Here is a 24614-nt window from a genome sequence, read left to right as displayed (position 1 = left end):
GGCGATCGCCACCACGCCGGGGAAGGTGCGCCGCGTACGGCTGCTGCCCGGCGATCCGCCGGCGACCCGGCAGGCCGTCGACGCGATCATGTCCGCCGATCTGGTGGTGCTGGGTCCCGGCTCGTGGTTCACCAGTGTGATCCCGCACGTCCTGGTGCCCGGGCTGGCCGCAGCGCTGCAGGCTACGACGGCCCGGCGCGCGCTGGTGCTCAATCTGGTCGCCGAGCCGGGCGAGACCGCCGGATTCTCGGTAGAACGCCATCTGCACGTACTTGCCCAGCACGCGCCGAGTTTCACCGTGCACGACGTGATCATCGACGCGGAGCGGGTGCCCAGTGAACGGGAACGCGAGCAGCTACGGCGCACGGCAACTCTGCTTCATGCCCAGGTTCAATTCGCAGACGTGGCCCGGCCTGGTACACCTTTACATGACCCGGGCAAGCTGGCCGCGGCGCTGGATGGGGTGAGCGTGCGCGACACGGGTCCGACGCCGACTGCAACGTCGACCGACGCGGTGGCGATCGAGGAACAAACCGGCGCAGATGGACCGGGTCGCAACGGACCGAGGGGTGACGACGCGTGGCGATGACGGCCGAAGTCAAGGACGAGTTGAGCCGCCTGGTGGTCAGCGCGGTAAGCGCGAGGCGCGCCGAGGTGACCTCACTGCTGCGGTTCGCCGGTGGTCTGCACATCGTGGCCGGCCGCGTGGTCGTCGAAGCCGAAGTCGACTTGGGCAGCATCGCGCGACGGCTGCGCAAGGACATCTTCGACCTGTATGGCTACAACGCGGTGGTGCATGTGTTGTCCGCCAGCGGAATCCGCAAGTCGACGCGATACGTGTTGCGGGTCGCCAACGACGGCGAGGCGCTGGCCCGACAGACCGGATTGCTCGACCTGCGTGGCAGGCCGGTGCGGGGCTTGCCCGCCCAGGTCGTCGGGGGCAGCATCGCCGACTCTGAAGCTGCTTGGCGCGGGGCGTTCTTGGCACACGGTTCGCTGACCGAGCCGGGCCGCTCCTCGGCGCTGGAAGTCAGCTGCCCCGGCCCGGAGGCAGCGCTGGCGCTGGTCGGTGCGGCACGCCGACTCGGGATCAGCGCGAAAGCGCGCGAGGTGCGCGGTGCCGACCGAGTGGTCGTGCGTGACGGTGAGGCCATTGGAGCGCTGCTGACCCGGATGGGCGCCCAGGACACCCGGTTGATCTGGGAGGAGCGGCGGATGCGCCGCGAGGTCCGGGCGACGGCGAACCGGCTGGCGAATTTCGACGATGCCAATCTGCGACGCTCGGCTCGTGCCGCGGTGGCCGCTGCCGCCCGCGTCGAACGGGCGCTGGAAATACTCGGTGACGGTGTGCCCGACCATTTGGCCGCGGCCGGCAAGTTGCGCATCGAACACCGGCAGGCCTCGTTGGAAGAGCTGGGCCGGTTGGCTGACCCGGCGATGACCAAAGATGCTGTAGCAGGGCGGATTCGGCGACTGCTGTCGATGGCCGACCGCAAGGCGAAGGTGGACGGTATCCCGGACACCGAATCCGCAGTGACCCCCGACCTGCTGGAAGACGCCTGAGCCTACTGCGCTAGTTGCACACGCCGGCCTGATGATGCCGCTAGATTGTTTTCGCCAACGGTGGCACACCTGAAACGAGGCCGTCATGGGATTCATCTCCCCGGACCTTCCTGACGTCGACCACGAAACCTGGCATACCCGCCCGGCGGCAGAGCGAATGCAGGTGGTGACCCGGCATTGGGTGGAGCATGGCTTTGGAACGCCGTCGGCGATCTACCTGCTGTACGTGTTCAAGATGGCCGCCTACGCCGCAGGCGCCGCCGCGGTCATTTCACTGACCCCGGGCCTGGGCGGGCTGGGCCGGATCGAGGCGTGGTGGACGCAACCCATCGTGTACCAGAAGCTGATTGTCTTCACGCTGCTGTTCGAGGTGCTGGGGTTGGGGTGTGGCTCGGGTCCGCTCACCGCACGGTTCTGGCCGCCGATCGGCGGATTCCTGTATTGGTTGCGGCCGAAGACAATTCGCCTGCCGCCGTGGCCGCAGGAGGTTCCGTTCACCAGTGGCGACACTCGTAACCTTTTTGACGTTGGTCTGTACGCGACCGTCCTGGCGTCCGGCGTGTGGGCGTTGCTTGCGCCCGGCCATGGCGGATCGGTAACGGGGAGCGGCGATGTCGGGTTGATCGACCCCATGCTGGTCGTGCCGACGATCGTCGCCTTGGCGCTGTTGGGACTTCGCGACAAAACGATCTTCCTTGCCGCGCGTGGTGAACACTATTGGCTGAAACTTTTGATATTTTTCTTCCCTTTCACCGACCAGATCGCCGCCTTCAAGATCGTCATGCTCGGACTTTGGTGGGGCGCAGCGACTTCCAAGTTGAATCACCATTTTCCATATGTGGTGGCGGCAATGACGAGTAACCATGCTCTGCTGCGCGGCCGGGCGTTCAACTGGTTGAAGCGCAGGCTGTACCGGGATCCTGTCGACGACATACGGCCAACGTGGATACCAAAAGTGATGGCCCATGTCGGCGGAACCACGGCGGAATTGATCGTGCCGGCTGTGCTGGTCTTTTTCGCTGACAGTCACCCGTGGCGGTGGGCCTTGATCGCCTTCATGGTGATCTTCCACCTCAACATCATTTCCAATCTCCCGATGGGAGTTCCGCTGGAGTGGAACATCTTCTTCATCTTCTCGCTGTTCTACCTGTTCGGGCACTACAGCAATATCTCGATCTACGATCTCAGTTCACCGTTGTTGCTGGCCATGCTGATGGCGGCCCTCGCAGTGGTTCCGATCGTCGGAAATATGTTCCCGCAACAGATTTCATTCCTTCCGGCGTTGCGTTATTACGCGGGCAACTGGGCGTCGAGTGTCTGGTGCTTCCGTGCCGGGATCGAGGACAAGATCGACGCCGACGTCGTCAAGAGCTCGGCGCTGACGGCCAAACAGATTGCCAAGCTCTACGACCCGGCCACCGCCGAGATCATCAGCGACAAAGCCCGCGCGTTCCGGTCCATGCATGTGCACGGCCGCGCGCTCAACGGACTGCTGGCGCGTGCTCTGGACAATGAAGCGGACTACGTGATGCGGGAAGGCGAAACGGTTGCCGGTCCACTCATCGGCTGGAATTTCGGCGAAGGCCATCTGCACAATGAGCAGTTGGTGGAGGCGGTGCAGAAGCGCTGCCAATTGGAAGAGGGCGATCTGCGGGTGATCATCCTGGAAGGCCAGCCGATTCAGACGAAAAAACAGTGGTACCGCATCGTCGACGCGAAGACCGGTTTGATCGAGGCGGGCTACATCGCCGTCGACGACATGCTGGCACGTCAGCCGTGGCCCGAGGATGACGACGAGTTGCCTGTCCACCTGTTATGAACCGCGCGGTCGTCGTCGGTGCCGGACCCAACGGTTTGGCTGCCGGAATCCATCTGGCGCGCAACGGCATTGACGTGCATGTTTTGGAGGCCTCTGACACCATCGGCGGTGGAGCTCAGTCGGGGGAGTTGACCCTGCCCGGCGTCATCCATGACTACTGCTCGGCCGCTCATCCGATGGGGGTGGGCTCACGGGTCTGGAAGGACATCGACCTGGCCCGCTACGGGCTGACCTGGCGGTGGGCCGAGGTTGACTGCGCGCATCCGCTCGACGACGGCACGGCCGGTGTCCAGTACCAGTCGATCGAGCGAACCGTCGCGGCCATGGGCTCGGACGGCCGACGGTGGCGGATGGCGGTCGGTGACCTCGCCAGCGGTTTCGACGAGCTGGGTGAGGATCTGATGCGCCCGATCCTTCATGTGCCGAGTCATCCCTTTCGGCTGGCCGCGTTCGGACCGCGGGGACTGCTGCCGGCGACGGTGATCGCGCGGTGGTTTCGCACCGAACAGGCCCGCGCCCTGTACGGCGGTGCCGCCGCCCACGCGTTCACCCGGTTGGACCGGCCGCTGATCGGGGCGATGGGCCTGATGTTCTTGGCCAGCGGCCACCGCTACGGCTGGCCGGTGGCCGTGGGTGGATCGGGGTCGATCACCGCCGCACTGGGTGAGGCGCTGCGCACCCACGGCGGCGCGATCACCACCGGGGTCACCGTCACCAGCCGTCGCGACGTCCCTGACACCGACATTGTGATGCTGGACCTGAATCCGGCTGCGGCACTGCGGATCTACGGCGATGCGATGCCCGCGCGGATCAAGCGGTCGTATCGGCGATACCGGCAGGGATCGTCGGCCTTCAAGGTCGACTTCGCCATCGACGGCCACATCCCCTGGACCAACCCCGATTGCCGACGCGCCGGGACCGTCCACCTGGCCGGCACATTCGCCGAAACCGCGGATACCGAGCGGCAGCGCGCGGAGGGCCGGATGCCGCAGCGCCCCTTCACCCTGGTGGGCCAGCAATATTTGGCCGACCCGTCCCGATCTGCCGGCAACATCAACCCGATCTGGTCCTACGCTCATGTGCCGTTCGGTTACACCGGCGACGCGACGGCGGCGGTCATCGGGCAGATCGAGCGGTTCGCACCCGGGTTCCGGGACCGGATTGTCGCCACCGTATCCAAGAGCACCGCCGAGCTGGAGGCCTACAACCACAACTATGTCGGCGGCGACATTATCGGCGGCGCCAACGACGGGCTGCAGTCGCTGTTTCGGCCGCGGATTGCCGTCGACCCCTACTTCACCGGCGTACCCGGGGTCTACCTGTGCTCGCAGTCCACGCCACCGGGTGCCGGCATCCATGGGCTGTGCGGCTATCACGCCGCGGAATCGGCGCTGCGGCGGCTGCACTGACGAGTCAGCGGCCCGATCGACGTGACCTAAACCACCGAATTCGCCCCCCATTCTCGCAGCTACTAGGCTGGCGGCGAGCATTTCGTCAGCATCGAAGGAGAGACACGTGACGGTCCGGGTAGGTATTAACGGGTTCGGCCGAATCGGACGCAACTTCTATCGCGCCCTGCTGGCGCAGCAGGCCGCAGGAGCCGACACCGACATCGAGGTGATCGCGGCCAACGACCTGACCGACAACGCGTCGCTGGCGCATCTGCTGAAATTCGACTCGATCCTCGGCCGGCTGCCCTACGACGTCAGCCTTGAAGGCGAGGACACCATCGTCGTCGGCAACGCGAAGATCAAGGCGCTGGAGGTGAAGGAAGGCCCGGCCGCGTTGCCGTGGGGCGACATCGGCGTCGACGTCGTCGTCGAGTCCACCGGCATCTTCACCAACGCCGCCAAGGCCAAGGGTCACCTGGACGCCGGGGCCAAGAAGGTGATCATCTCCGCGCCGGCCACCGACGAGGACATCACCATCGTGCTGGGCGTCAACGACGACAAGTACGACGGCAGCCAGAACATCATCTCCAACGCGTCGTGCACGACGAACTGCCTCGGCCCGCTCGCCAAGGTGCTCAACGACGAGTTCGGCATCGTCAAGGGTCTGATGACCACCATCCACGCCTACACCCAGGACCAGAACCTGCAGGACGGCCCGCACAGCGACCTGCGCCGGGCCCGGGCGGCGGCGCTGAACATCGTGCCGACCTCCACCGGTGCCGCCAAGGCGATCGGTCTGGTGTTGCCCGAACTCAAGGGCAAGCTGGACGGCTACGCGCTGCGGGTGCCGATCCCGACCGGCTCGGTCACCTACTTGACCGCCGAGCTGTCCAAGTCGGCCACCGCGGAGCAGATCAACGCCGCGATGAAGGCCGCCGCCGACGGCCCGATGAAGGGCATTCTCAAGTACTACGACGCCCCGATCGTGTCCAGCGACATCGTCACCGACCCGCACAGCTCGATCTTCGACTCCGGCCTGACCAAGGTGATCGACAACCAGGCCAAGGTGGTGTCCTGGTACGACAACGAGTGGGGCTACTCCAACCGCCTGGTCGATCTGGTAGCGCTGGTCGGCAAGTCGCTGTAGCCGTGGCTATTCAAAACCTGGACGATCTTCTCGCGCAAGGAGTTTCGGGCCGAGGCGTGCTGGTTCGATCCGATCTGAACGTGCCGCTGAACGACGGCGTCATCACCGATCCGGGCCGTATCACCGCGTCGGTGCCCACGATCAAGGCGCTGGCCGACGCCGGCGCCAAAGTCGTGGTGGCTGCGCACCTGGGGCGGCCCACTGGTGAACCCGATCCGAAACTGTCGCTGGCCCCGGTCGCCGCGGCGCTGGGTGAGCAATTGGGCAACGACGTGCAATTGGCCGACGATGTCGTGGGCAATGACGCTCGGGCCCGAGCCGGACGCCTGGCCGACGGGGACGTCCTGCTGCTGCAGAACATCCGCTTCGATGCACGGGAAACCAGCAAGGACGACACCGAACGGCTGGCGCTGGCCGAAGAGCTCGTCGAATTAGTCGGGCGGACAGGCGCTTTCGTATCCGACGGGTTCGGGGTGGTGCACCGTAAGCAGGCTTCCGTCTACGACGTCGCGACGCTGCTGCCGCACTACGCGGGCAAGCTGGTGGCCGAAGAGGTCGGGGTATTGGAGCGGCTGACCGGGTCGACGAGGCGCCCGTACGCGGTGGTGCTCGGCGGTTCGAAGGTGTCCGACAAGCTCGGGGTGATCGAGCAGCTTGCTACCAAGGCCGACAGCATCGTGATCGGCGGCGGCATGTGCTACACATTCCTTGCCGCAATGGGCCTTTCAGTGGGGACGTCGCTGCTGCAGACCGAGATGATCGACACCTGCAAGCAACTGCTCGACACCTACGCCGACGTGATCCGGCTGCCGGTAGACATCGTGGTCGCCGATCGGTTCGAGGCTGATTCGCCATCCGAAGTCGTTGCCGCCGATGCGATTCCGGAAGGCAAGATGGGCCTGGACATCGGCCCGGGATCGGTCATCCGCTTCACCAAATTGTTGTCCAACGCGGAGACCATCTTCTGGAACGGCCCGATGGGGGTTTTCGAGTTCCCGGCCTTCGCCGCGGGCACCAAAGGCGTCGCCGAAGTGATCGCCGCCGCCACCGGCAAAGGCGCGTTCAGCGTGGTGGGCGGGGGCGACTCGGCTGCCGCGGTTCGGGCGCTGGGACTGCCTGACGACGACTTCTCGCACATTTCCACCGGCGGCGGCGCATCGCTGGAATACCTTGAGGGCAAGACGCTGCCCGGTCTCGAAGTGCTGACCACCTGAGCAAAGGACGACGATGAGTCGCAAGCCGTTGATTGCCGGCAACTGGAAGATGAACCTCAACCACTTCGAGGCGATCGCGCTGGTACAGAAGATCGCTTTCTCGTTGCCGGACAAGTACTTCGACAAGGTCGACGTCGCGGTCATTCCGCCGTTCACCGACCTGCGCAGCGTGCAGACCCTGGTCGACGGCGACAAGCTGCGGCTCACCTACGGCGCCCAGGATGTGTCGCAGCACGATTCCGGCGCGTACACCGGCGAGATCAGCGGGGCTTTTCTGGCCAAGTTGGGTTGCCACTACGCCGTCGTCGGCCACTCCGAGCGCCGTACTTTTCACAACGAGGACGACGCGCTGGTGGCCGCCAAAGCCGCTGCCGCGCTCAAGCACGAACTGACGCCGATCGTGTGCATCGGTGAACACCTGGAAGTCCGCGAAGCCGGTGACCACGTCGGGCACTGCCAGGATCAGCTGCGTGGATCGCTGGCCGGGCTGTCGGCCGAACAGATCGGCCAGACCGTCATCGCATACGAGCCGGTGTGGGCGATCGGTACCGGGCGGGTGGCCAGCGCCACCGACGCTCAGGAGGTGTGCGCTGCGGTGCGCGAGGAACTGGGTTCGTTGGCCTCACCCCAAATCGCCGAGACCGTGCGGGTGCTCTACGGCGGCTCGGTCAATGCCAAAAACATCGGCGACCTCATCGCCCAGGAGGACGTTGACGGCGCGCTGGTCGGGGGCGCGTCCTTGGACGGCGAGCAGTTCGCGACGCTTTCTGCAATAGCAGCCGGGGGCCCGCTGCCGTAACCGGTCCGCAGCTGTTGCGGTTGAGATTTCTGCGTTGACTGCCTTGCGGCGAGCGTTTACCTTAACGTGAACTGAGAAAATCACCGGCTCGTTAAGGTTGCGGGTCACGCCACTCAGATCACGTACCGAGAAGGCATCACATGACCGATCGCGACGGCATCAACAGCGACACACCGTTGCAGGACGCGAGAGCGCGCCGGCCCCGGTTGGCGATTCTGGCGGGAGCCGCCGGCGCGTGCCTGGCCGCGGCCGCGATCGGTTCGGTTGTCACCGCGGCGCCGGCGAGCGCGGATTTTGACGATCTGGTCGACCCGATCATCCAGCCCCTGCTGACTCACGTGGCCGACTCGTTTTCCGGCATTGACACGGCCTTCGGCGCAGATGTGACTGCGTGGGCCGACCACGCGCTAGCTCACCTGGGTTCACTCGACTCGGCCGCCGCGCTGTCATCGACCGCAGCGACGGCGGACTCCACAACAACGACATCAGAAGCCGCGACGGGGACTGCCTATATCCCCATCACCGTCCAGGAGGACACCGAGCCGAGCATTCAGGCGACCGTAAACGGGTCGGACACGTCGTTGCTGGTGGACACGGGCTCGGGCGGCCTCGTCATACCCTGGCAAGACCTCGGGTCCTCACACTGGGAGGTACTGCGGGAGCTGCACCAGGCCGGCGCCCACCTGGAAAAGTTTGGCCACAGCGGCTACAGCGGTGGGGTCCAATACTCCTACCGCGAGTACGACGGTTTGACGGTGGACTACGGCAACGGCCAGCTGATCACCACGAATACCCCGGTCGATATTGTCTGGAACTCGCACGGGGTATTCGGCAGCGGCGGCCCACGCAACTTCGAGGAGTTCCTCAAAGACAACGATGTCACCGGCATTCTCGGTATCGGCGCCAACACGGCGGGCCCGACCGAGAGCCCGTTCGAGGCGACGGGCTATACCGGGGTAACCGTCGACCTGCCGCAAAACGAATTGATCGTCGGCGACTCTAACCCCGGTACTGCCATCTACACCGTGCACGGTGCCCCGATCAGCAACCTGTATGAAACCGTGACGACCAACGGTGTGACAAAGGGTTTGACGGTGTCCGACGACGTCGACTCCGGCGGCGTCTACGGAACCATTCCTTCGAGTCTGGGTGCGGTACAGGGCAGCACGATCACGGTCTACAGCAGCAACGGCGGCACAGAGTTGTACTCCTACACCGTCGGCCATGATGCCAACGGCGCCAACGAGTTGCCAGTGTCGACGTCCGGTACGTCGATCGACAGCGGCGAGATCCCATTCCGGGAACACCCGATCTACATCGACTACACCAACAACACCATGAGCTTCGACGAGTTGTTGTCCTAACCCACGCCGGGCGGCTCACGTCGAGCAAGTTTGTTCAGGTTGACGATCCGGGCGGCGGCGTTTAGCTTAACGAAACCTGATAGAAACACAGGGTCGCTAAGTTTTGCTGGTCCAAAAGCTGCACCAACTCGTCGGGGGAATGAATGACTGGTCGCGACGGTAACAAGCCTGCGCCATCAGGCCGCCGCCTGCTGGTCGGTATCGGCGCCGGCGCCGGTGCGTTTCTCGCCGCCGCCATGGCGACCGGATCCGCGGTCACCGCGGCACCGGCGCATGCCGACTTCGAAGACCTGATCGACCCGATCATCCAGCCGCTGCTGACTCACGTGGCCGACTCGATCGGAGCTTTCGACCCGGCCGCCGCCTTGGATCTGACTAACTGGACCGATCACTTGCTCGCGGGCTTGGGTTCGATCGACCTGGCGGTGCCGTCAGTGGCTGAGCCCGCTGCGTCGGCTCTCGCGCCGACGGCGGATGCCGCGGCGGCGACCGGCGGCACGATTCCGCTGACTGTCCTGGAGGGGACCGAGCCGGCCGTCTACGCCACAATCGGCGACGGCAGCAGCAGCGTGCCGCTGCTCGTCGACACCGGATCCAGCGGCCTGGTCGTTCCCGAGAGCGACCTCGGCGCGAACAACCTGTGGCAGCTGCTGCTGGACTACGGGTTTCCCTCTCATATCGGCGAGAGCGGCTACAGCGGCGGTGTGGACTACCTCTACATGACCTTCAACAACGTGCCAGTCGATTACGGCGACGGTGCGCTGTCGACTACTGGGCCCGTCGACGTCGAGTTTTACTCGTGGGAGCCGGGGAACTTCGGAAGTCTGTTCACCAACGATGCCTTCCAGAACTTCCTCAGCGGTAACGATGTGAGCGGCATCCTGGGCATCGGGGAAAACACCGCTGGTCCGACCACCAGCCCGTTTGAGAGCTTCGGCGGCGTGACCGTGGACATTCCCGGCAAGGAATTGATCGTCGGCTCCGACGCCCCGATTATCGGTACCACGGTGAACGGTGCACCGATCGCCAGCCTGTATGAAACCGTGACGAACGGCGGCACGGTATCTGGTGGGTCAGCGGTTTCCGACGATGTCGACTCTGGCGGTGTCTATGGAACCATCCCGTCATCCCTGGCATCCGATGTTGCGCCGGGGTCGGTGATTTCGGTTTACACCAGCGAGGGCGGGACGTTGCTGTACCAGTACACGGTTCAGAGCGGCGAGCTGCCGACTGCGACCTCGGGCACCTCGATCGACAGTGGTGTCGAGCCGTTCTTGACCCACGCGATCTATATCAACTACGCCGACAACACCATGACCATCGGCCCGAGCATCAACTAGCGCCGGTCTGAGGCGCTCGTCTGCCGGCCGGTATGGTGTTCGACATGGAATTGGCTCTGCAGATCACCCTGGTGGTCACCAGCCTTTTGGTGGTCTTGTTGGTGCTGTTGCACCGCGCCAAGGGTGGCGGCCTGTCGACCCTGTTCGGTGGTGGTGTGCAGTCAAGCCTGTCCGGGTCGACGGTGGTGGAGAAGAACCTCGACCGACTGACGTTGTTTGTGGTCGGCATCTGGCTGGTCGCCATCATCGGCGTGGCGCTGCGCATTAAATACAACGCCTGACCCCACGAAAGGCAAAGACAGCCAACCGCCCTGATACTGGTAGGTATGGCTGACGCACCCGACTCTCTGGAGCCCTTCGGCGCGGTACAGCGCACTCGAATAGGCCGCGAAGCCACCGAGCCAATGCGCGAAGACATTCGGCTGCTCGGCACGATCCTTGGCGACACCGTCCGCGAGCAGAACGGTGACGAGGTGTTCGACTTGGTCGAACGAGCCCGGATCGCATCCTTCCGGGTACGCCGTTCGGAGATCGAGCGGGCCGAGGTGGCGCAGATGTTCGACGGCATCGAGATCCGCAAGGCGCTCCCGGTGATTCGTGCGTTCAGCCACTTCGCGTTGCTGGCCAACGTGGCCGAAGACATTCACCGCGAACGCCGTCGCGCCATCCACGTCGCCGCCGGCGACAAGCCTCAAGACAGCACCCTGGCCGCCACGTATCAGAAGCTGGACTCCGCGCAGCTGGACGCCGCTGCTGTCGCCGAAGCGCTGACCGGCGCGCTGGTCTCCCCGGTCATCACCGCCCATCCGACCGAGACCCGGCGCCGGACGGTGTTCGACGCGCAGCACCGCATCACCCAGCTGATGCGGCTGCATTCCCACGGCGTGACCGAGACCGATGATGGCGACGACATCGACACCGAGCTGCGGCGCCAAGTCCTCACGCTGTGGCAGACCGCGCTGGTACGGCTGTCACGGCTGCAGATCTCCGACGAGATCGCCGTTGGCCTGCGCTATTACCAGGCAGCGTTTTTCGACGTGATGCCGAAGGTCAACGCCGAGGTCCGCGAAGCACTGCGCAGCCGCTGGCCCGACGCCGACCTGCTCACCGAACCGATCCTGCGACCGGGTTCATGGATCGGCGGCGACCGCGATGGCAACCCGAATGTCACCGCCGATGTGGTCCGATTGGCCACCGGCAGCGCGGCTTTCACCGCGCTGGGCAATCATCTGGCCCAGCTGACCGCGCTGGAGCAAGAACTGTCGATGTCGGCGCGACTGGTCTCGGTGACCGACGAACTGAGCGAGCTGGCCGAGCGCTGCGAAGAGCCGGCCCGCGCCGACGAGCCCTACCGCCGCGCGCTGCGTGTCATCCATGCTCGGCTCACCGCCACTGCCGAGCAGATCCTCGATGAACAGCCGGCCAACTTGCTCGACCTCGACTTGCCGCCCTACCAGACTCCGGGGGAGTTGCTTGCCGATCTCGACATCGTCGACGCCTCGCTACGGGCCAACGGCAGCACCCTGTTGGCCAATGACCGGCTGGCCCAACTGCGAGAGGCCGTGCACGTCTTCGGTTTTCACCTGTCCGGCCTTGACATGCGACAGAACTCCGACGTCCACGAGGAAGTGGTCGCCGAGTTGCTCGCCTGGGCCGGTGTGCATCCCGACTACGGCTCATTGAGCGAAGACGAACGGGTAAACGTACTCGCCGACGAACTGGGCACCCGACGACCATTGGTCGGCGACCGCGAGCAGCTATCTGACTTGGCCCGCAAGGAACTCGCGATCATCAACGCCGCGGCACGTGCTGTCGCCATCTACGGCCCGCCCGCGGTGCCCAACTACATCATCTCGATGTGTCGCTCCGTCTCCGACCTGCTGGAAGCCGGCATCCTGCTGAAGGAATGCGGGCTGCTCGACGCCTCCGGCGATGACCCGTACTGCCCGGTGGGCATCGTCCCGCTGTTCGAGACGATCGACGACCTGCACCGCGGCGCATCGATTCTCGAAGCAGCACTTGACCTTCCGGTCTACCAGCGCATCGTGCGCTCCCGTGCCGACAGCCAAGAGATCATGCTCGGCTACTCCGACTCCAACAAAGACGGCGGCTACCTGACCGCCAACTGGGCGCTCTACCGGGCGGAACTCGACCTTGTCGAATCGGCACGCAAAACCCGAATTCGGTTGCGGCTCTTCCACGGTCGCGGTGGCACCGTGGGCCGGGGTGGAGGGCCAAGCTATGAAGCCATCCTCGCTCAACCACCAGGAGCGGTGAACGGTTCGCTGCGCCTGACTGAACAAGGAGAGGTGATCGCCGCCAAATATGCAGAGCCGCAAATGGCTCAGCGCAACTTGGAAACCTTGCTGGCAGCCACCCTGGAGTCGACCCTGCTCGACGTCGAGGGGCTCGGTGATGCGGCCGACCCGGCCTACGAGATCCTGGATGATCTTGCTGATCGGGCACAGCGCACCTACTCCGAATTAGTGCACGACACTGAGGGGTTCGTTGATTACTTTCTGCAGTCCACCCCGGTCAGTGAGATCGGTTCGCTGAATGTGGGCAGTAGGCCGACGTCACGCAAACCGACGTCGTCGATCTCAGATCTGCGGGCGATCCCGTGGGTGATGGCTTGGAGCCAGTCACGGGTGATGCTGCCCGGGTGGTACGGGACCGGGTCGGCGATCGAGGACTGGATCGCCGGCGGCAAAGGACGCCTCGAAACACTGCGCGACCTGTACCAGCGCTGGCCGTTCTTCCAGACCGTGCTCTCGAACATGGCGCAGGTTCTGGCGAAAACCGATCTCGGCTTAGCCGCCCGCTATGCCGAGCTCGTCGAAGACGAATCGCTGCGGCGGCGGGTGTTCGACAAGATCGCCGCCGAGCATCAGCGATGTATCAACGCGCACAAGCTGATTACCGGCCAGGACAACTTGCTCGCCGACAACCCGGCACTGGCCCGATCGGTGTTCAACCGATTCCCGTATCTGGAGCCGCTGAATCACCTGCAGGTCGAATTGCTGCGGCGTTACCGCTCCGGCGACGACGACGAGCTGGTGCAGCGCGGAATCCTGTTGACGATGAACGGCCTGGCCAGCGCGTTGCGAAACAGCGGTTAGGTCACTTCAGTCGGCGGCTTCAGCGAAGCGCGTAGTCGAGGCGACATTGCCCGTCGGCCCGTGCCACGCCGCCGATCTGAGCCGGAACCGGTCGCGGGTGCGTCGTCCAATTCGGTGTCATCTGATAGAAGCCGAGCAGTCGGGTCATCGTCGCCGTCATGGCTGACAGCGAAAACGGCTGTGCCGGACACGAATGCCGTCCGTGGCCGAACGCCGTCACCAGCATCGGCGAGGGCAGCGACTTCTCATCGGTCAGCCGGTGCCGCGTCCATCGGTCCGGCTCCCAGCGCTCGAGTCCGGGTGCGACGGAAGTGTTCAGCAGGGGCAGCAATGTCGCGATGGTCCAACCGGGCGGCACCTGATAGCTGACCTCACCGGTGTCCAGAACGACAGGGGACAGCACGGCGCGGGACATGATGGACCGCTGTGCCAGCCGTGTCGACTCCAGCGCGCACCGTTGCGCCAAGTCTCCATCGCCGGCGACGACCTGCGCCAGCTGCGCCGGATGCTCGAGGAGATCGACCAATGCCCAACCCAGCGCGGCCGCCAGGTTGGACATCGAGGCGATGTGGATCAGCGCGACGTCGTGAGCGATGCCGCGAATCCTGTTGTCGCCCGGCTCGGTATGCCACGCATCGACGATCCTGTCGAACAGGGTCTGATCGCCGGAGTCACCTTTTTCCCGGCGGCGCACGGCGTCGGCGACGATGTCAATGATCTCGTCCAGGGCAGCGCGCTCGGCCCGCTTCTGGGAGGCCGCGACCACCGCCATCGCGTCGGGGTGCACGAAAGCGTCTGAGCCGTCGAGAGTGTCGAACGCCCGAACCAGATTCTCGAAGGCTTCGCCGCGGGCTGAACCCGGGCCCGCCCAGGAGGCCAGCCCCATCCGGTGGCCCAGTCGGCGGGTCAGCTCGAAAACATCCTCCGATCCGGTCGACCCCAATTCGGCGGTGGTGTCATCGAGTGCCCGATCGAGATTCGACAGATACCCGGCGACGTCGTCGCGGCGAAACAGGGTGCTCGGCAGCAGGCGGCGTCCCTCGAAGATCTCGTCGGGAAGTTTCCGGCGCAGCATCAGGTAGTCGGCGACACCCTTGCTGGCTTTCTGCTCGGGTAGCGCGTAGAACGACTCGACGCCGACAGGGGAGAAAGTGAACAGGTAATGGTCGCGCCCGCTGCGTACGGTGAAGGTGTCGCCGTACTCGGCGCGGGCTGCTGCGATTGCCGCGACGGCATCGGTGACCGAGACATCCCACGGCAGGCCGGTGCCCTCGGCGTATGGGGGATCGGGAACCGGCTGAGGATGCGGCACGGCCTAACGGCTACCGCGATTGCGTAAGGCGTTGAAAGCGTTGCGAACTGCCTGCTCGGTCACCGACAGCGGCGACATCACGGTCTCGCCGACCCCGACCATATAGTCGATGCGCTCGACGATGGCCTCAACTGGCGCGACCAGCGTGACCAGTCGCCTCATCAGGTCGTCAATCCGGCCGAGGGTGGCCTCGAAATGGTCGAGGCCGTCGTCCAGACGGCCCACAGCACTGTTCAGATTCGACAGCGACGTGTTCAGGTCGCCCAGGGTGTCGCCCAGGCCGCCCAACACGTCTTCCAACTGGTTCACCGTGACGTCGGCGTTCATCGCCGCCTGGGTGAGCGTCTTGATCCGCTGCCGCGCTGGACGATCACCGGCGCTTTTATCTGCCATGCCGCTCATTATGGCGGTCGCGGGAACCGCCGGGACCAGATACCCGTCTGATCGGGTATGCAACGGCGAGATTCGGACAAGTACTGTGCTGCGGCGATCAGGCGCTCCCCATCGCCCGACATCGTTCAGCGGCTGCAGGACTATCGGCGCGGTTATGCGGACGGGCGGGCCGAGCGGCGGAGCTAGGCAGGCAGCTGGCTGGCGGCCCCGGAGTCGAGGAACCATATGGTGTTCTCGCGGCCGATCGCGCCGGCCGCCGGTATCGACACCGGGGCGGCACCCTCGACGGCTGCGGCTACCGCTTCGGCTTTCTCGGCGCCTGAGACCAGCAGCCAAACCTCACGGGAACGCTGGATAGCTGGGAGCGTCAACGTAATTCGTTGGGGTGGTGGCTTTGGTGAATCCTCGACGTCGACCACCATCCGGGTTGTCTCGCGCACTGCCGGTGTGTCGGGGAACAGCGAATTGATGTGTCCTTCGGGCCCCACCCCGAGCAGATGAATGTCGAAATTCGGTGCGGGATCGCCGGGTTCGGCATTCCCGGCAAGGATTTGCTCGTACGCCAGCGCAGCGGCGCCCAAATCGCTGCCGAATTCGCCGTCGGCGGCCGGCATGGGGTGCACGTTGCGGGCTGGAATGTCGACGTGATCCAGCAATGCCTCGCGGGCCTGCTTGTAGTTACGTTCGTCGTCATCGTCGGCGACGTAACGATCATCGCCCCAGAACACATGCACCTTGGTCCAGTCGACTCGGCGTGACTGGCTGCTCAGGAAGCGCAGCAGCCGGTTCCCGTTGCCACCGCCGGTCAGCACGATCAGGGCCCGTCCGCGTGCGGCAATGGCGGCCCCGACGACGTCGATCAATCGCTCGCCGGCCGCAGCAACCAGCAGGTCGCTGTCCGTGAACGTTTCTACTGACGGGCTCATGCGTACTCCACCCGATCGATGCCCTCCAACGCTGCGAAGTAGATCGTGTCCGCATCCAACCGCCGGAGATCTTCGGCCAGGCATTCGGGCACGTCTCGGCGTTGCAGCGGGACGAGCGCGTCGGGCTTGCCGGTGCGGCTCAACGTCGCGGTGTGTCCTTGCTGCGGTCTGCGGAGTGTGACGGTCTCGGTCGGACGCACCAGTTCGACTTTGAGCTCGCCGACGACGCGCCGGACGGGCCCGTCGACGCGGGCGGCCAACCAGCCGGCGAGGATGTCGAGTGCGGGTTCGGTCTTCAGCCCAGACACGACCGCCGAGGTGATCGGCTCATGCGGTGGCTGGTCGATGGCCGAAGCGAGCAGCGCACGCCAGTAGGTGATGCGGCTCCAGGCCAGATCGGTGTCGCCGGGGGTGTAGCCCGGCAGCCTGCTTTTGATCGCGCTCAACGGGTCGGCCCCATTGGTGGCATCGGTGATGCGCCGAATCGCTAACTGCCCCAACGGGTCCTGTGCGGGAGCGGCGGGGGCGACATCGGGCCACCAAGCCACCACCGGGATGTCAGGCAACAGGAACGGCACTACAACACTGCTGTTGTGCCCTGCCAGCGGGCCCGAAAGCCGAAGGACCACAACCTCTCCGACCGCGTCCTCGCCACCGACCCGTAGTTGAGCGTCCAGGCGTGCGTCGGCGGCATCGGTGTCGCCGGCCATCACCACGATTACCCTGCTGGGGTGCTCGTGGCTGGCCGCATTGGCGGCCGCGATGGATTCCTCTAGCAGCGCATCGGTGTCGGGTGCGATCACCAGCGTCAGTACCCGGCCGAGGGTCACCGCGCCGGTCTTCTCGCGAAGCTCATTGAGCTTTTTGTTGATCTCGGTGGTGCTGGTGTCGGGCAATTCCACAATCACAAGCGCCGCTCCTCGCTGCCTTTTCCGGTCGCACTGAGCTGGTTATCGTCGCCGGCGGTCACGGTCGCCGCCATTCCCGGCCGGTGCGGCGCAACATCTCGAACGCTGATGCCGGGCCCCAGGTGCCCGATTCGTAGGGGTCGGGTTTGCCGCGTTCGGCCCAACGGTCGAGCACAGGATCCAATATCTCCCAAGACAATTCGACTTCGGCGTTCACCGGAAATAGTGACGGCTCACCGAGTAGCACATCGAGGATCAGCCGCTCATAGGCCTCGGGAGACTCCTCGGCGAATGCCGAGCCGTAGGAGAAGTCCATGTTGACGTCGCGGACTTCCATGCTGCCGGGCACCTTGGACCCGAATCGTAACGTCACACCTTCGTCGGGCTGCACTCGAATCACCAGGGCGTTGGCCCCCAACTCCTCGGTCATGGTCGCGTCGAACGGCAGATGCGGCGCCTTCTTGAACACCAGCGCGATCTCGGTAACCCGGCGGCCCAACCGTTTTCCGGTTCGCAAGTAGAACGGCACCCCCGCCCAGCGGCGGGTGTTCACCTCGAGCGTGATGGCGGCGAAGGTCTCGGTGGTCGAGTCTTTGGAGAAGCCCGCCTCGTCGAGTAACCCGATGACGTGCTCGCCGCCCTGCCAGCCCGCGCTGTACTGGCCACGCGAGCTGGTCTCGTCCAACGGCTCCGCCAATTGGATCGAGGAGAGCACCTTGATCTTCTCGGTCTGCAACTCGGCGGGAAGAAAGCTGACCGGTTCTTCCATCGCGGTCAAGGCCAGCAACTGCATCAGGTGGTTCTGGATCACGTCACGCGCGGCACCGATGCCGTCGTAGTAGCCGCCCCGACCTCCCAGACCGATGTCTTCGGCCATAGTGATCTGGACGTGGTCGACGTAGTGCGCGTTCCAGATCGGGTCGAACAACTGGTTGGCGAAGCGCAGCGCCAAGATATTCTGCACCGTCTCCTTACCCAGGTAGTGGTCGATGCGAAAGACCGAATCCTCGGGAAAGACGCTGTTGACCACCTTGTTGAGCTCGCGGGCACTGTCCAGGTCATGCCCGAATGGCTTCTCGATGACCACCCGGCTCCAGCTGTCGTCGTGCGCCTCGGCCAACCCGGCCTTGTTCAACTGCTCACAGACGATCGGGAAACTCTTCGGCGGGATCGCGTAATAGAAGGCGTGGTTGCCGCCGATGCCTCGTTCCGCGTCCAGCTTGTCCAGGACCTCGGCGAGCCGGCTGAACGCGGCGTCATCGTCGAAAGTACCTTCTACGAAACGGCATCCGTCGGCGAGCCGATCCCAGATCGCTTGGCGGAACGGTGTGCGGGAATGCTCCTTGACGACCTGGAGAACCTCCTGGGCGAAGGCGGCGTCGTCCCAGTCGCGCCGGGCAAAGCCCACCAGCGCGAAGTTGGGCGGCAACAGACCACGGTTGGCCAGGTCGTAGATCGCCGGAACCACCTTTTTGCGGGCCAAGTCGCCGGTCACGCCGAAGATCACTAGCGCGCACGGCGGGGCAATTCGCGGCAAGCGCTTATCGCACTTGTCCCGCAACGGGTTTTGCCATTGCCCAGAATTGTTCCGGGTTCCGGCTGGGCTCATTTGTCGGCGGACTGCAGCTGAGCCTGGGTCTCGTCCAGCAGCTCTTTCCACGAGGCCTCGAACTTCTCGACACCTTCGTTCTCCAGAACGAGGAACACGTCGGTCAGGTCGATGCCGACCGCTTCGAGCTTGTCGAACACTTCCTGCGCAGCTGATGCGGTACCGGTGACCGTGTCGCCGGTGACGACGCCATGGTCGGCGACGGCGTCAATGGTCGCCTCCGGCATGGTGTTCACGGTGTTCGGCGCCACCAACTCGGTCACGTACAGCGTGTCGGAATAGTCGGGATTCTTCACGCCCGTCGATGCCCACAGCGGCCGCTGCACCCGCGCCCCGTCGGCCCCGAGTTGCGCGAAGCGATCGCCGCCGACGAAGACCTCCTGGTAAGCCGCGTACGCCAGCCGGGCGTTGGCAACGCCGGCCTCGCCGCGCAACGCGAGCGCGTCGGCCGAGCCGAGCTTTTCGAGGCGTTTGTCGATCTCGGTGTCGACGCGTGACACGAAAAACGATGCCACGGAGTGGATCTTGGACAAGTCATGCCCTGCCGACTTGGCGGCCTCGAGCCCTCCGAGGTAGGCGTCCATCACCTCGCGGTGACGCTCCACTGAGAAGATCAGCGTGACGTTGACCGAAATCCCTTCGGCCAGAGTCGACGTGATGGCAGGCAGACCGGCCTTGGTGGCCGGGATCTTGATGAACAGGTTTGGCCGGTCGACGATCTTCCACAGCTCGACGGCCTGTTTGACCGTCTTGTCGGTGTCGTGCGCCATTCGCGGGTCGACTTCGATCGACACCCGGCCGTCAACGCCGTCGGAGGCCTCCCACTGCGGCCGCAGCACGTCGCAGGCGTTGCGGACGTCGTCGGTGGTCGCCGTACGGATGGTGGCGTCCACGTCAGCGCCACGCTCGGCGAGCTCGGCGATCTGAGCGTCGTAGGCGTCGCCCTCGGCCAACGCCTTCTGGAAAATCGACGGGTTGGTGGTAACCCCGACGATGCTCTTGGTGTCGATCAGCTCTTGCAGATTGCCGGACTGCAAACGCTGCCGGGACAGGTCGTCCAGCCAGACCGATACGCCGGCGGAGCTCAGAGCGGCGAGATTGGGATTCTGAGTCATGGCTTTTCCCTTCGCTTAGTTGTCGATTGTTCGTTCGGCGGCGTCGACGACGGCTTCGGGGGTGAACCCGAATTCGCGGAACAAAGTCTTCTCATCGGCGGATTCCCCGTAGTGCTCGATCGAAACGATCTCGCCGGTATCGCCGACCAGCTTGTGCCAACTTTGCGCGATGCCGGCCTCGACGGCGACCCGTGCCGACACCGAGGGGGGCAGCACGCTGTTGCGGTACTGGTCCGACTGGGACTCGAACCATTCGACACATGGCATTGACACCACGCGCGCGACAATGTCCTTGTCTGCCAACAACTTTTGCGCCTCGACGGCCAGCTGGACCTCGGAGCCGGTGGCGATCAAAACCACGTCGGGCGCTTGACCTTCCCGGCCGTCGGCCTCTTTGCCCAGGATGTATCCACCCTTTGCCACGCCTTCGTAGCTGGTGCCTTCGAGAATCGGCACACCCTGGCGGGTCAGGATGAGGCCGACCGGGCCGCTGCCGTTGCCGCGGGCCAGGATGGTCCGCCAGGCGTAGGCGGTCTCGTTAGCGTCCGCGGGACGAACCACCGACAGCTTCGGAATGGCGCGCAGTGCTGCGAGGTGCTCGATGGGCTGATGGGTCGGGCCGTCTTCGCCGAGACCGATCGAGTCGTGCGTCCAGACGTAGATGGTGTCGATGTCCATCAGGGCGGCAAGTCGCACCGCGGGGCGCATGTAATCGGAGAACTGCAGGAATGTTCCGCCATAGGCGCGAGTCGGGCCGTGCAAGACAATGCCGGACAAGATCGAGCCCATCGCGTGTTCGCGGACGCCGAAGTGCAGTGTGCGGCCGTACCAGTCCGCGGTGTAATCCTTCGTCGTAATCGACGGCGGGCCAAAGGATTTCACGTTGTCCATGGTGGTGTTGTTGCTGCCCGCCAAGTCGGCTGAGCCGCCCCACAGCTCGGGCAGGTGCGGGCCGACCGCGTTCAACACCTTGCCGGACGCAGCGCGGGTGGCCAGCGCCTTGTCGCCCGGCTCCCAGTGCGGGATGTCGGCGTCCCAACCGTCGGGCAGCTCCTCGGCGGTCAACCGGTCCAGCAGCTTCTTTCGCTCGGGCTCGCGCTTGGCCCACTCCTCGAAATCGGCGTTCCACTTCTCGTGGGCTTCCTTGCCGCGCTGCACCAGCTCGCGCGTGTGGGAGATGACCTCGTCGCTGACCTCAAACTTCTTGTCCGGGTCGAATCCGAGAGCCTTCTTGACCGCCGCGACCTCTTCGTCGCCGAGGGCGGAGCCGTGCGCCTTGCCGGTGTTCATCAACTTCGGCGCCGGATAGCCGATGATCGTCCGGACCGAAATGAACGACGGCTTGTCGGTGACCGCCTTGGCCTTGGCTATGGCCTCTTCGATGTCGGCGACGTTCTCCCCGCCCTCGACGTGCTGGACATGCCAGCCATAAGCCTCGTAGCGGGCGGCGGTGTCCTCGCACAACGCGATGTTGGTGTCGTCCTCGATCGAGATCTCGTTGTGGTCGTAGAACACAATGAGGTTGCCCAGCTGCTGTACGGCTGCCAGCGACGAGGCCTCCGACGTCACACCCTCTTCGATGTCGCCGTCGGAGGCGATGACGAAGATGTGGTGATCGAACGGGCTTGTCCCGGCTGCGGCATCGGGATCGAACAGGCCGCGTTCGTAGCGTGCCGCCATCGCGAAACCAACCGCGGACGCCAGGCCCTGGCCCAGGGGGCCGGTGGTGATCTCCACACCTTTGGTGTGCCGGAACTCGGTGTGCCCGGGTGTCTTCGACCCCCAGGTGCGCAGCGCCTCGATGTCGGACAGCTCAAGCCCGAACCCACCCAGATAGAGCTGGATGTACAGCGTCAGGCTGCTGTGGCCGCAGGACAGCACGAACCGGTCGCGGCCCAGCCAGTGCGGGTCGCTGGGGTCGTGGCGCATCGCGCGCTGAAACAGCGTGTAAGCAAGGGGCGCAAGGCTCATCGCCGTCCCGGGATGGCCATTGCCCACTTTTTGGACCGCGTCAGCGGCGAGTACCCGGACGGTGTCGACGGCGGCCGAATCGACCTCGGTCCAGTCATCGGGGTGGTGCGGTTGGGTGAGGGTCGAGATGTCTTCGAGTGTGGTCACGTACTGAAGTCCTCGGGGTCGGCAGAATGATCCTGCTTCCACCCTAATGCCGGAACGTTCCGGGCGTGTCAAAGCCCATTTCGCCGGCCGATTGTTCAGGCGCCGTCAACGGGGTGGCGTGCAGCTATGCCCGCCGATTGGCTGTCAATAGGACCTGCGGTGCATGCTGGGCAGTCGGTGCGGTCTACCATCGTGCGTAGTAGAAGCTGCGCGCTGCTGTGATCCGAGGAGTCAATGCGTGAGCATTCGCGAGCGCGTTGCGCCGAGTCGAGTCAGCACGATATTGCTGGCTTATTTGGCGCTGACCAAGCCGCGAGTCATCGAGCTGTTGCTGGTCACCGCGATTCCGGCGATGCTGCTCGCGCACCGCGGCAGCGTCAATCCGCTGCTCATCCTCAACACGTTGATCGGCGGGATGCTGGCCGCCGGTGGCGCGAACACGCTGAACTGCGTGGCCGACGCCGACATCGACAAGAAGATGAAGCGGACCGCGCGACGCCCGCTGGCACGTGCGGTCGTGCCCACCCGAAGCGCCTTGGTGTTCGGGCTGGTGCTAAGTGTCGCTTCGTTCGTCTGGCTGTGGTGGACGACCAACCTGCTGTCGGGTCTGCTGGCGGTGGGCACCATCTTGTTCTACGTGTTCGTCTACACCCTGCTGCTCAAGCGCCGGACCTCACAGAACGTGGTGTGGGGCGGCGCCGCCGGTTGCATGCCGGTGATGATCGCCTGGTCGGCTGTCACCGGCACGATCGCGTGGCCGGCTCTGGTGATGTTCGCGATCATCTTCTTCTGGACACCGCCGCACACCTGGGCGCTGGCGATGCGTTACAAGGACGACTACAAGGCGGCGGGTGTGCCGATGCTGCCGGCCGTCGCGACGGAACGTCAGGTCACTAAGCAGATCCTGATCTACACCTGGCTGACCGTGGCCGCGACGCTGACGCTGGCCCTGGCCGCCGGATGGCTCTATACCGCGGTTGCCGCGGTCGCGGGGGTGTGGTTCCTGACGATGGCGCATCAGCTCTACGCGGGTGTGCGGCGCGGTGAGCCGGTCAAGCCGCTGCGATTGTTCCTGAAATCGAACAACTACCTTGCGGTGGTTTTCTGCGCGCTTGCGGTCGATTCGGCGTTGGCGCTGCCGACGCTTTTGCGGGTCTAAGCACCGCTCCCAGGTCCTGGACCTGCGAATACCCCATACCCCGACGGGGTCTTGCGGCTACGACACGGCGTAGTTTTCAATGCCGTCGTGACCTCATCGACAGCTGATTACGAGCACAGTTCGGTTAGCGCGGTATGACCGCGCCGGTGTGTATGGCGTTGCCGCCGGAGGTGCATTTGACGTTGCTCAGCAGCGGTCCCGGGCCGGGGTCACCGCTGACCGCGGCCGCACAGCACGAGATTGGCCCCGCGGCCTGTACCGGGGCGCTGGCGGCCGAAGCAGTGACGGCTCCCAGCGGCCCATACCCCCTACCCGCATCGGGTCTTGTACTACGACGGCGCGTCGTATTGAATGCCGTCGTGATCTCACCGGTTCGTGTCGGCGCGCCCGCGGGCTTATGACGGCGCCGGTGTGGATGGCGTCGCCGCCCGAGGTCCATTCGGCGATGCTGAGCAGCGGCCCTGGCCCCGGGGCGTTGCTGGCGGCGGCGAGCGCGTGGAGTTCGCTGAGTACGGAGTACGCCGACGTCGCTGACGAACTCAGCGACGTGCTCGCGGCGGTGCAGGCCGGGGCTTGGCAGGGCCCGAGCGCCGAGCGCTACGTGGCCGCCCATGTGCCCTACTTGGCCTGGCTGATGCAGGCCAGCGCGAAAAGCGCCGCCGAGGCCGTCCAGCACGAGACGGCGGCGGCGGCCTACACGGCGGCGGTGGCCGCGATGCCGACCATGCCGGAACTGGCCACCAACCACGTGGTGCATGGGGTGCTGCTGGCGACGAATTTCTTTGGCATCAACACGATTCCGATTGCACTCAACGAGGCCGACTACGTGCGGATGTGGATCCAGGCGGCCACCACGATGACGACATATCAGGCGGTGTCCAGCAGCGCACTGGCGGCCTCGCCGCCGACCGATGCGGCGCCGCAGATTGTCAACGCCGAGCCCGCCGATGGTGATACCGGCGGTTCGACTCTGCCGCCCATCGACAACGATGGCGGCAACCCCTACAACCTGTTTTGGTACCTCAACCGAATTACTGAAGTCACTCAGACCTTGCGGCGGGACATCGGCCTGATCGAACAGAATCCGGTGCAAGGGTTCACCCAGTTGGTGTCTGACGTCGGGGCACTCGCGGCAGACGAATTCGGCCACGCAATCGAGTTTGTTCAGGCATTCCCGGAAGTTTTCGCTTTTCCGCTCATCGCGCCTGCCGCGGCAGCGGGAGGTCTGGCTGGCCTGGGTGCGCTGGCCGCGATTCAGGCCGACACCCAGATTCCCGTCGGCCCTGCTGCGCCGACGCCCCACACCTCGACTCTGCCT

At 64.9% G+C, this 24614-nt stretch carries 20 protein-coding genes and 1 pseudogene; 14 read left to right on the top strand and 7 right to left on the bottom strand.

Annotation, left to right across the window (positions count from 1 at the left end; genetic code table 11):
• The 11 genes from WAO18_RS11190 to ppc form a co-directional block, all read left to right on the top strand.
• On the top strand, positions 1 to 589 hold a 589-nt coding region (locus tag WAO18_RS11190; protein WP_422206350.1), incomplete at its 5' end, for a 2-phospho-L-lactate transferase CofD family protein.
• Entirely contained in the window at positions 586 to 1563 is a 978-nt protein-coding gene (whiA, locus tag WAO18_RS11185) for a DNA-binding protein WhiA (protein ID WP_422206351.1), read from the top strand. The genes WAO18_RS11190 and whiA, both read left to right, overlap by 4 nt.
• 85 nt (positions 1564 to 1648) lie before the next feature.
• On the top strand, positions 1649 to 3382 hold the full coding sequence (locus WAO18_RS11180) for a DUF3556 domain-containing protein (protein WP_422206349.1): 1734 nt from the start codon (positions 1649 to 1651) through the stop codon (positions 3380 to 3382).
• Positions 3379 to 4791 carry a phytoene desaturase family protein gene (locus WAO18_RS11175; protein WP_422206348.1) on the top strand — a complete coding sequence of 471 codons (1413 nt, stop codon included), beginning with the start codon at positions 3379 to 3381 and terminating at the stop codon, positions 4789 to 4791. The genes WAO18_RS11180 and WAO18_RS11175 overlap by 4 nt, the downstream gene beginning before the upstream one ends.
• A 106-nt stretch (positions 4792 to 4897) precedes the next feature.
• Positions 4898 to 5920, top strand: a complete 1023-nt coding sequence (gap, locus tag WAO18_RS11170; protein WP_422206347.1) for a type I glyceraldehyde-3-phosphate dehydrogenase — start codon at positions 4898 to 4900, stop codon at positions 5918 to 5920.
• 2 nt (positions 5921 to 5922) lie between these two features.
• A complete protein-coding gene (locus tag WAO18_RS11165; RefSeq protein ID WP_422206346.1) occupies positions 5923 to 7134 on the top strand; it encodes a phosphoglycerate kinase in 1212 nt (403 codons plus the stop codon).
• 13 nt (positions 7135 to 7147) lie between these two features.
• A complete protein-coding gene (tpiA, locus tag WAO18_RS11160; RefSeq protein ID WP_422206345.1) occupies positions 7148 to 7933 on the top strand; it encodes a triose-phosphate isomerase in 786 nt (261 codons plus the stop codon).
• 140 nt (positions 7934 to 8073) lie between these two features.
• The gene (locus WAO18_RS11155; RefSeq protein ID WP_422206344.1) at positions 8074 to 9297 is read left to right on the top strand and encodes a PecA family PE domain-processing aspartic protease; all 1224 of its coding nucleotides are present in this window, start codon (positions 8074 to 8076) and stop codon (positions 9295 to 9297) included.
• A 143-nt stretch (positions 9298 to 9440) separates the two neighbouring features.
• Complete coding sequence (locus WAO18_RS11150; RefSeq protein WP_422206343.1) at positions 9441 to 10637, top strand: PecA family PE domain-processing aspartic protease; 1197 nt, start codon at positions 9441 to 9443, stop codon at positions 10635 to 10637.
• Between the two features lie 44 nt (positions 10638 to 10681).
• The gene (gene secG / locus WAO18_RS11145; protein ID WP_422206342.1) at positions 10682 to 10918 is read left to right on the top strand and encodes a preprotein translocase subunit SecG; all 237 of its coding nucleotides are present in this window, start codon (positions 10682 to 10684) and stop codon (positions 10916 to 10918) included.
• Positions 10919 to 10963: 45 nt separating this feature from the next.
• Positions 10964 to 13756 (top strand): phosphoenolpyruvate carboxylase, encoded by a 2793-nt coding sequence (ppc, locus tag WAO18_RS11140; protein ID WP_422206341.1) that lies wholly within the window; start codon positions 10964 to 10966, stop codon positions 13754 to 13756.
• 19 nt (positions 13757 to 13775) lie between these two features.
• Here ppc and WAO18_RS11135 read toward each other — a convergent pair whose 3' ends face one another.
• From WAO18_RS11135 to tkt, 7 genes are all read right to left on the bottom strand, one after another.
• Positions 13776 to 15068, bottom strand: a complete 1293-nt coding sequence (locus WAO18_RS11135; RefSeq protein ID WP_422206340.1) for a cytochrome P450 — start codon at positions 15066 to 15068, stop codon at positions 13776 to 13778.
• Between the two features lie 3 nt (positions 15069 to 15071).
• Complete coding sequence (locus tag WAO18_RS11130; protein WP_422206339.1) at positions 15072 to 15470, bottom strand: ATPase; 399 nt, start codon at positions 15468 to 15470, stop codon at positions 15072 to 15074.
• A 173-nt stretch (positions 15471 to 15643) separates the two neighbouring features.
• On the bottom strand, positions 15644 to 16387 hold the full coding sequence (gene pgl / locus WAO18_RS11125) for a 6-phosphogluconolactonase (RefSeq protein WP_422206338.1): 744 nt from the start codon (positions 16385 to 16387) through the stop codon (positions 15644 to 15646).
• A complete protein-coding gene (gene opcA / locus WAO18_RS11120; RefSeq protein WP_422206337.1) occupies positions 16384 to 17295 on the bottom strand; it encodes a glucose-6-phosphate dehydrogenase assembly protein OpcA in 912 nt (303 codons plus the stop codon). Before opcA ends, pgl begins: the two co-directional genes overlap by 4 nt.
• A 58-nt stretch (positions 17296 to 17353) precedes the next feature.
• Positions 17354 to 18904, bottom strand: coding sequence for a glucose-6-phosphate dehydrogenase (zwf, locus tag WAO18_RS11115; RefSeq protein WP_422206336.1), 1551 nt, complete (start codon positions 18902 to 18904; stop codon positions 17354 to 17356).
• Positions 18901 to 20019: a transaldolase gene (gene tal / locus WAO18_RS11110; RefSeq protein WP_422206335.1), complete on the bottom strand. Its 1119-nt coding sequence runs from the start codon at positions 20017 to 20019 to the stop codon at positions 18901 to 18903. The genes zwf and tal overlap by 4 nt, the downstream gene beginning before the upstream one ends.
• A 15-nt stretch (positions 20020 to 20034) precedes the next feature.
• Positions 20035 to 22137, bottom strand: a complete 2103-nt coding sequence (gene tkt, locus WAO18_RS11105; protein WP_422206334.1) for a transketolase — start codon at positions 22135 to 22137, stop codon at positions 20035 to 20037.
• A 238-nt stretch (positions 22138 to 22375) separates the two neighbouring features.
• On the opposite strand from tkt, the gene WAO18_RS11100 reads away from it, so the two are divergent.
• The 3 genes and pseudogenes from WAO18_RS11100 to WAO18_RS11090 form a co-directional block, all read left to right on the top strand.
• A complete protein-coding gene (locus WAO18_RS11100; protein ID WP_422206333.1) occupies positions 22376 to 23296 on the top strand; it encodes a heme o synthase in 921 nt (306 codons plus the stop codon).
• A gap of 134 nt (positions 23297 to 23430) precedes the next feature.
• Positions 23431 to 23526: pseudogene (locus WAO18_RS11095) on the top strand (hypothetical protein); the annotation flags it as partial.
• Between the two features lie 167 nt (positions 23527 to 23693).
• Positions 23694 to 24614: PPE family protein (locus WAO18_RS11090; protein ID WP_422206332.1), on the top strand; the 921-nt coding region annotated here is incomplete at its 3' end.

This window comes from Mycobacterium sp., assembly GCF_049278535.1.
Lineage (GTDB): Bacteria > Actinomycetota > Actinomycetes > Mycobacteriales > Mycobacteriaceae > Mycobacterium.
Note: the sequence above shows the minus strand (reverse complement) of the source record. Positions and strands in the feature narration are given on the sequence as shown.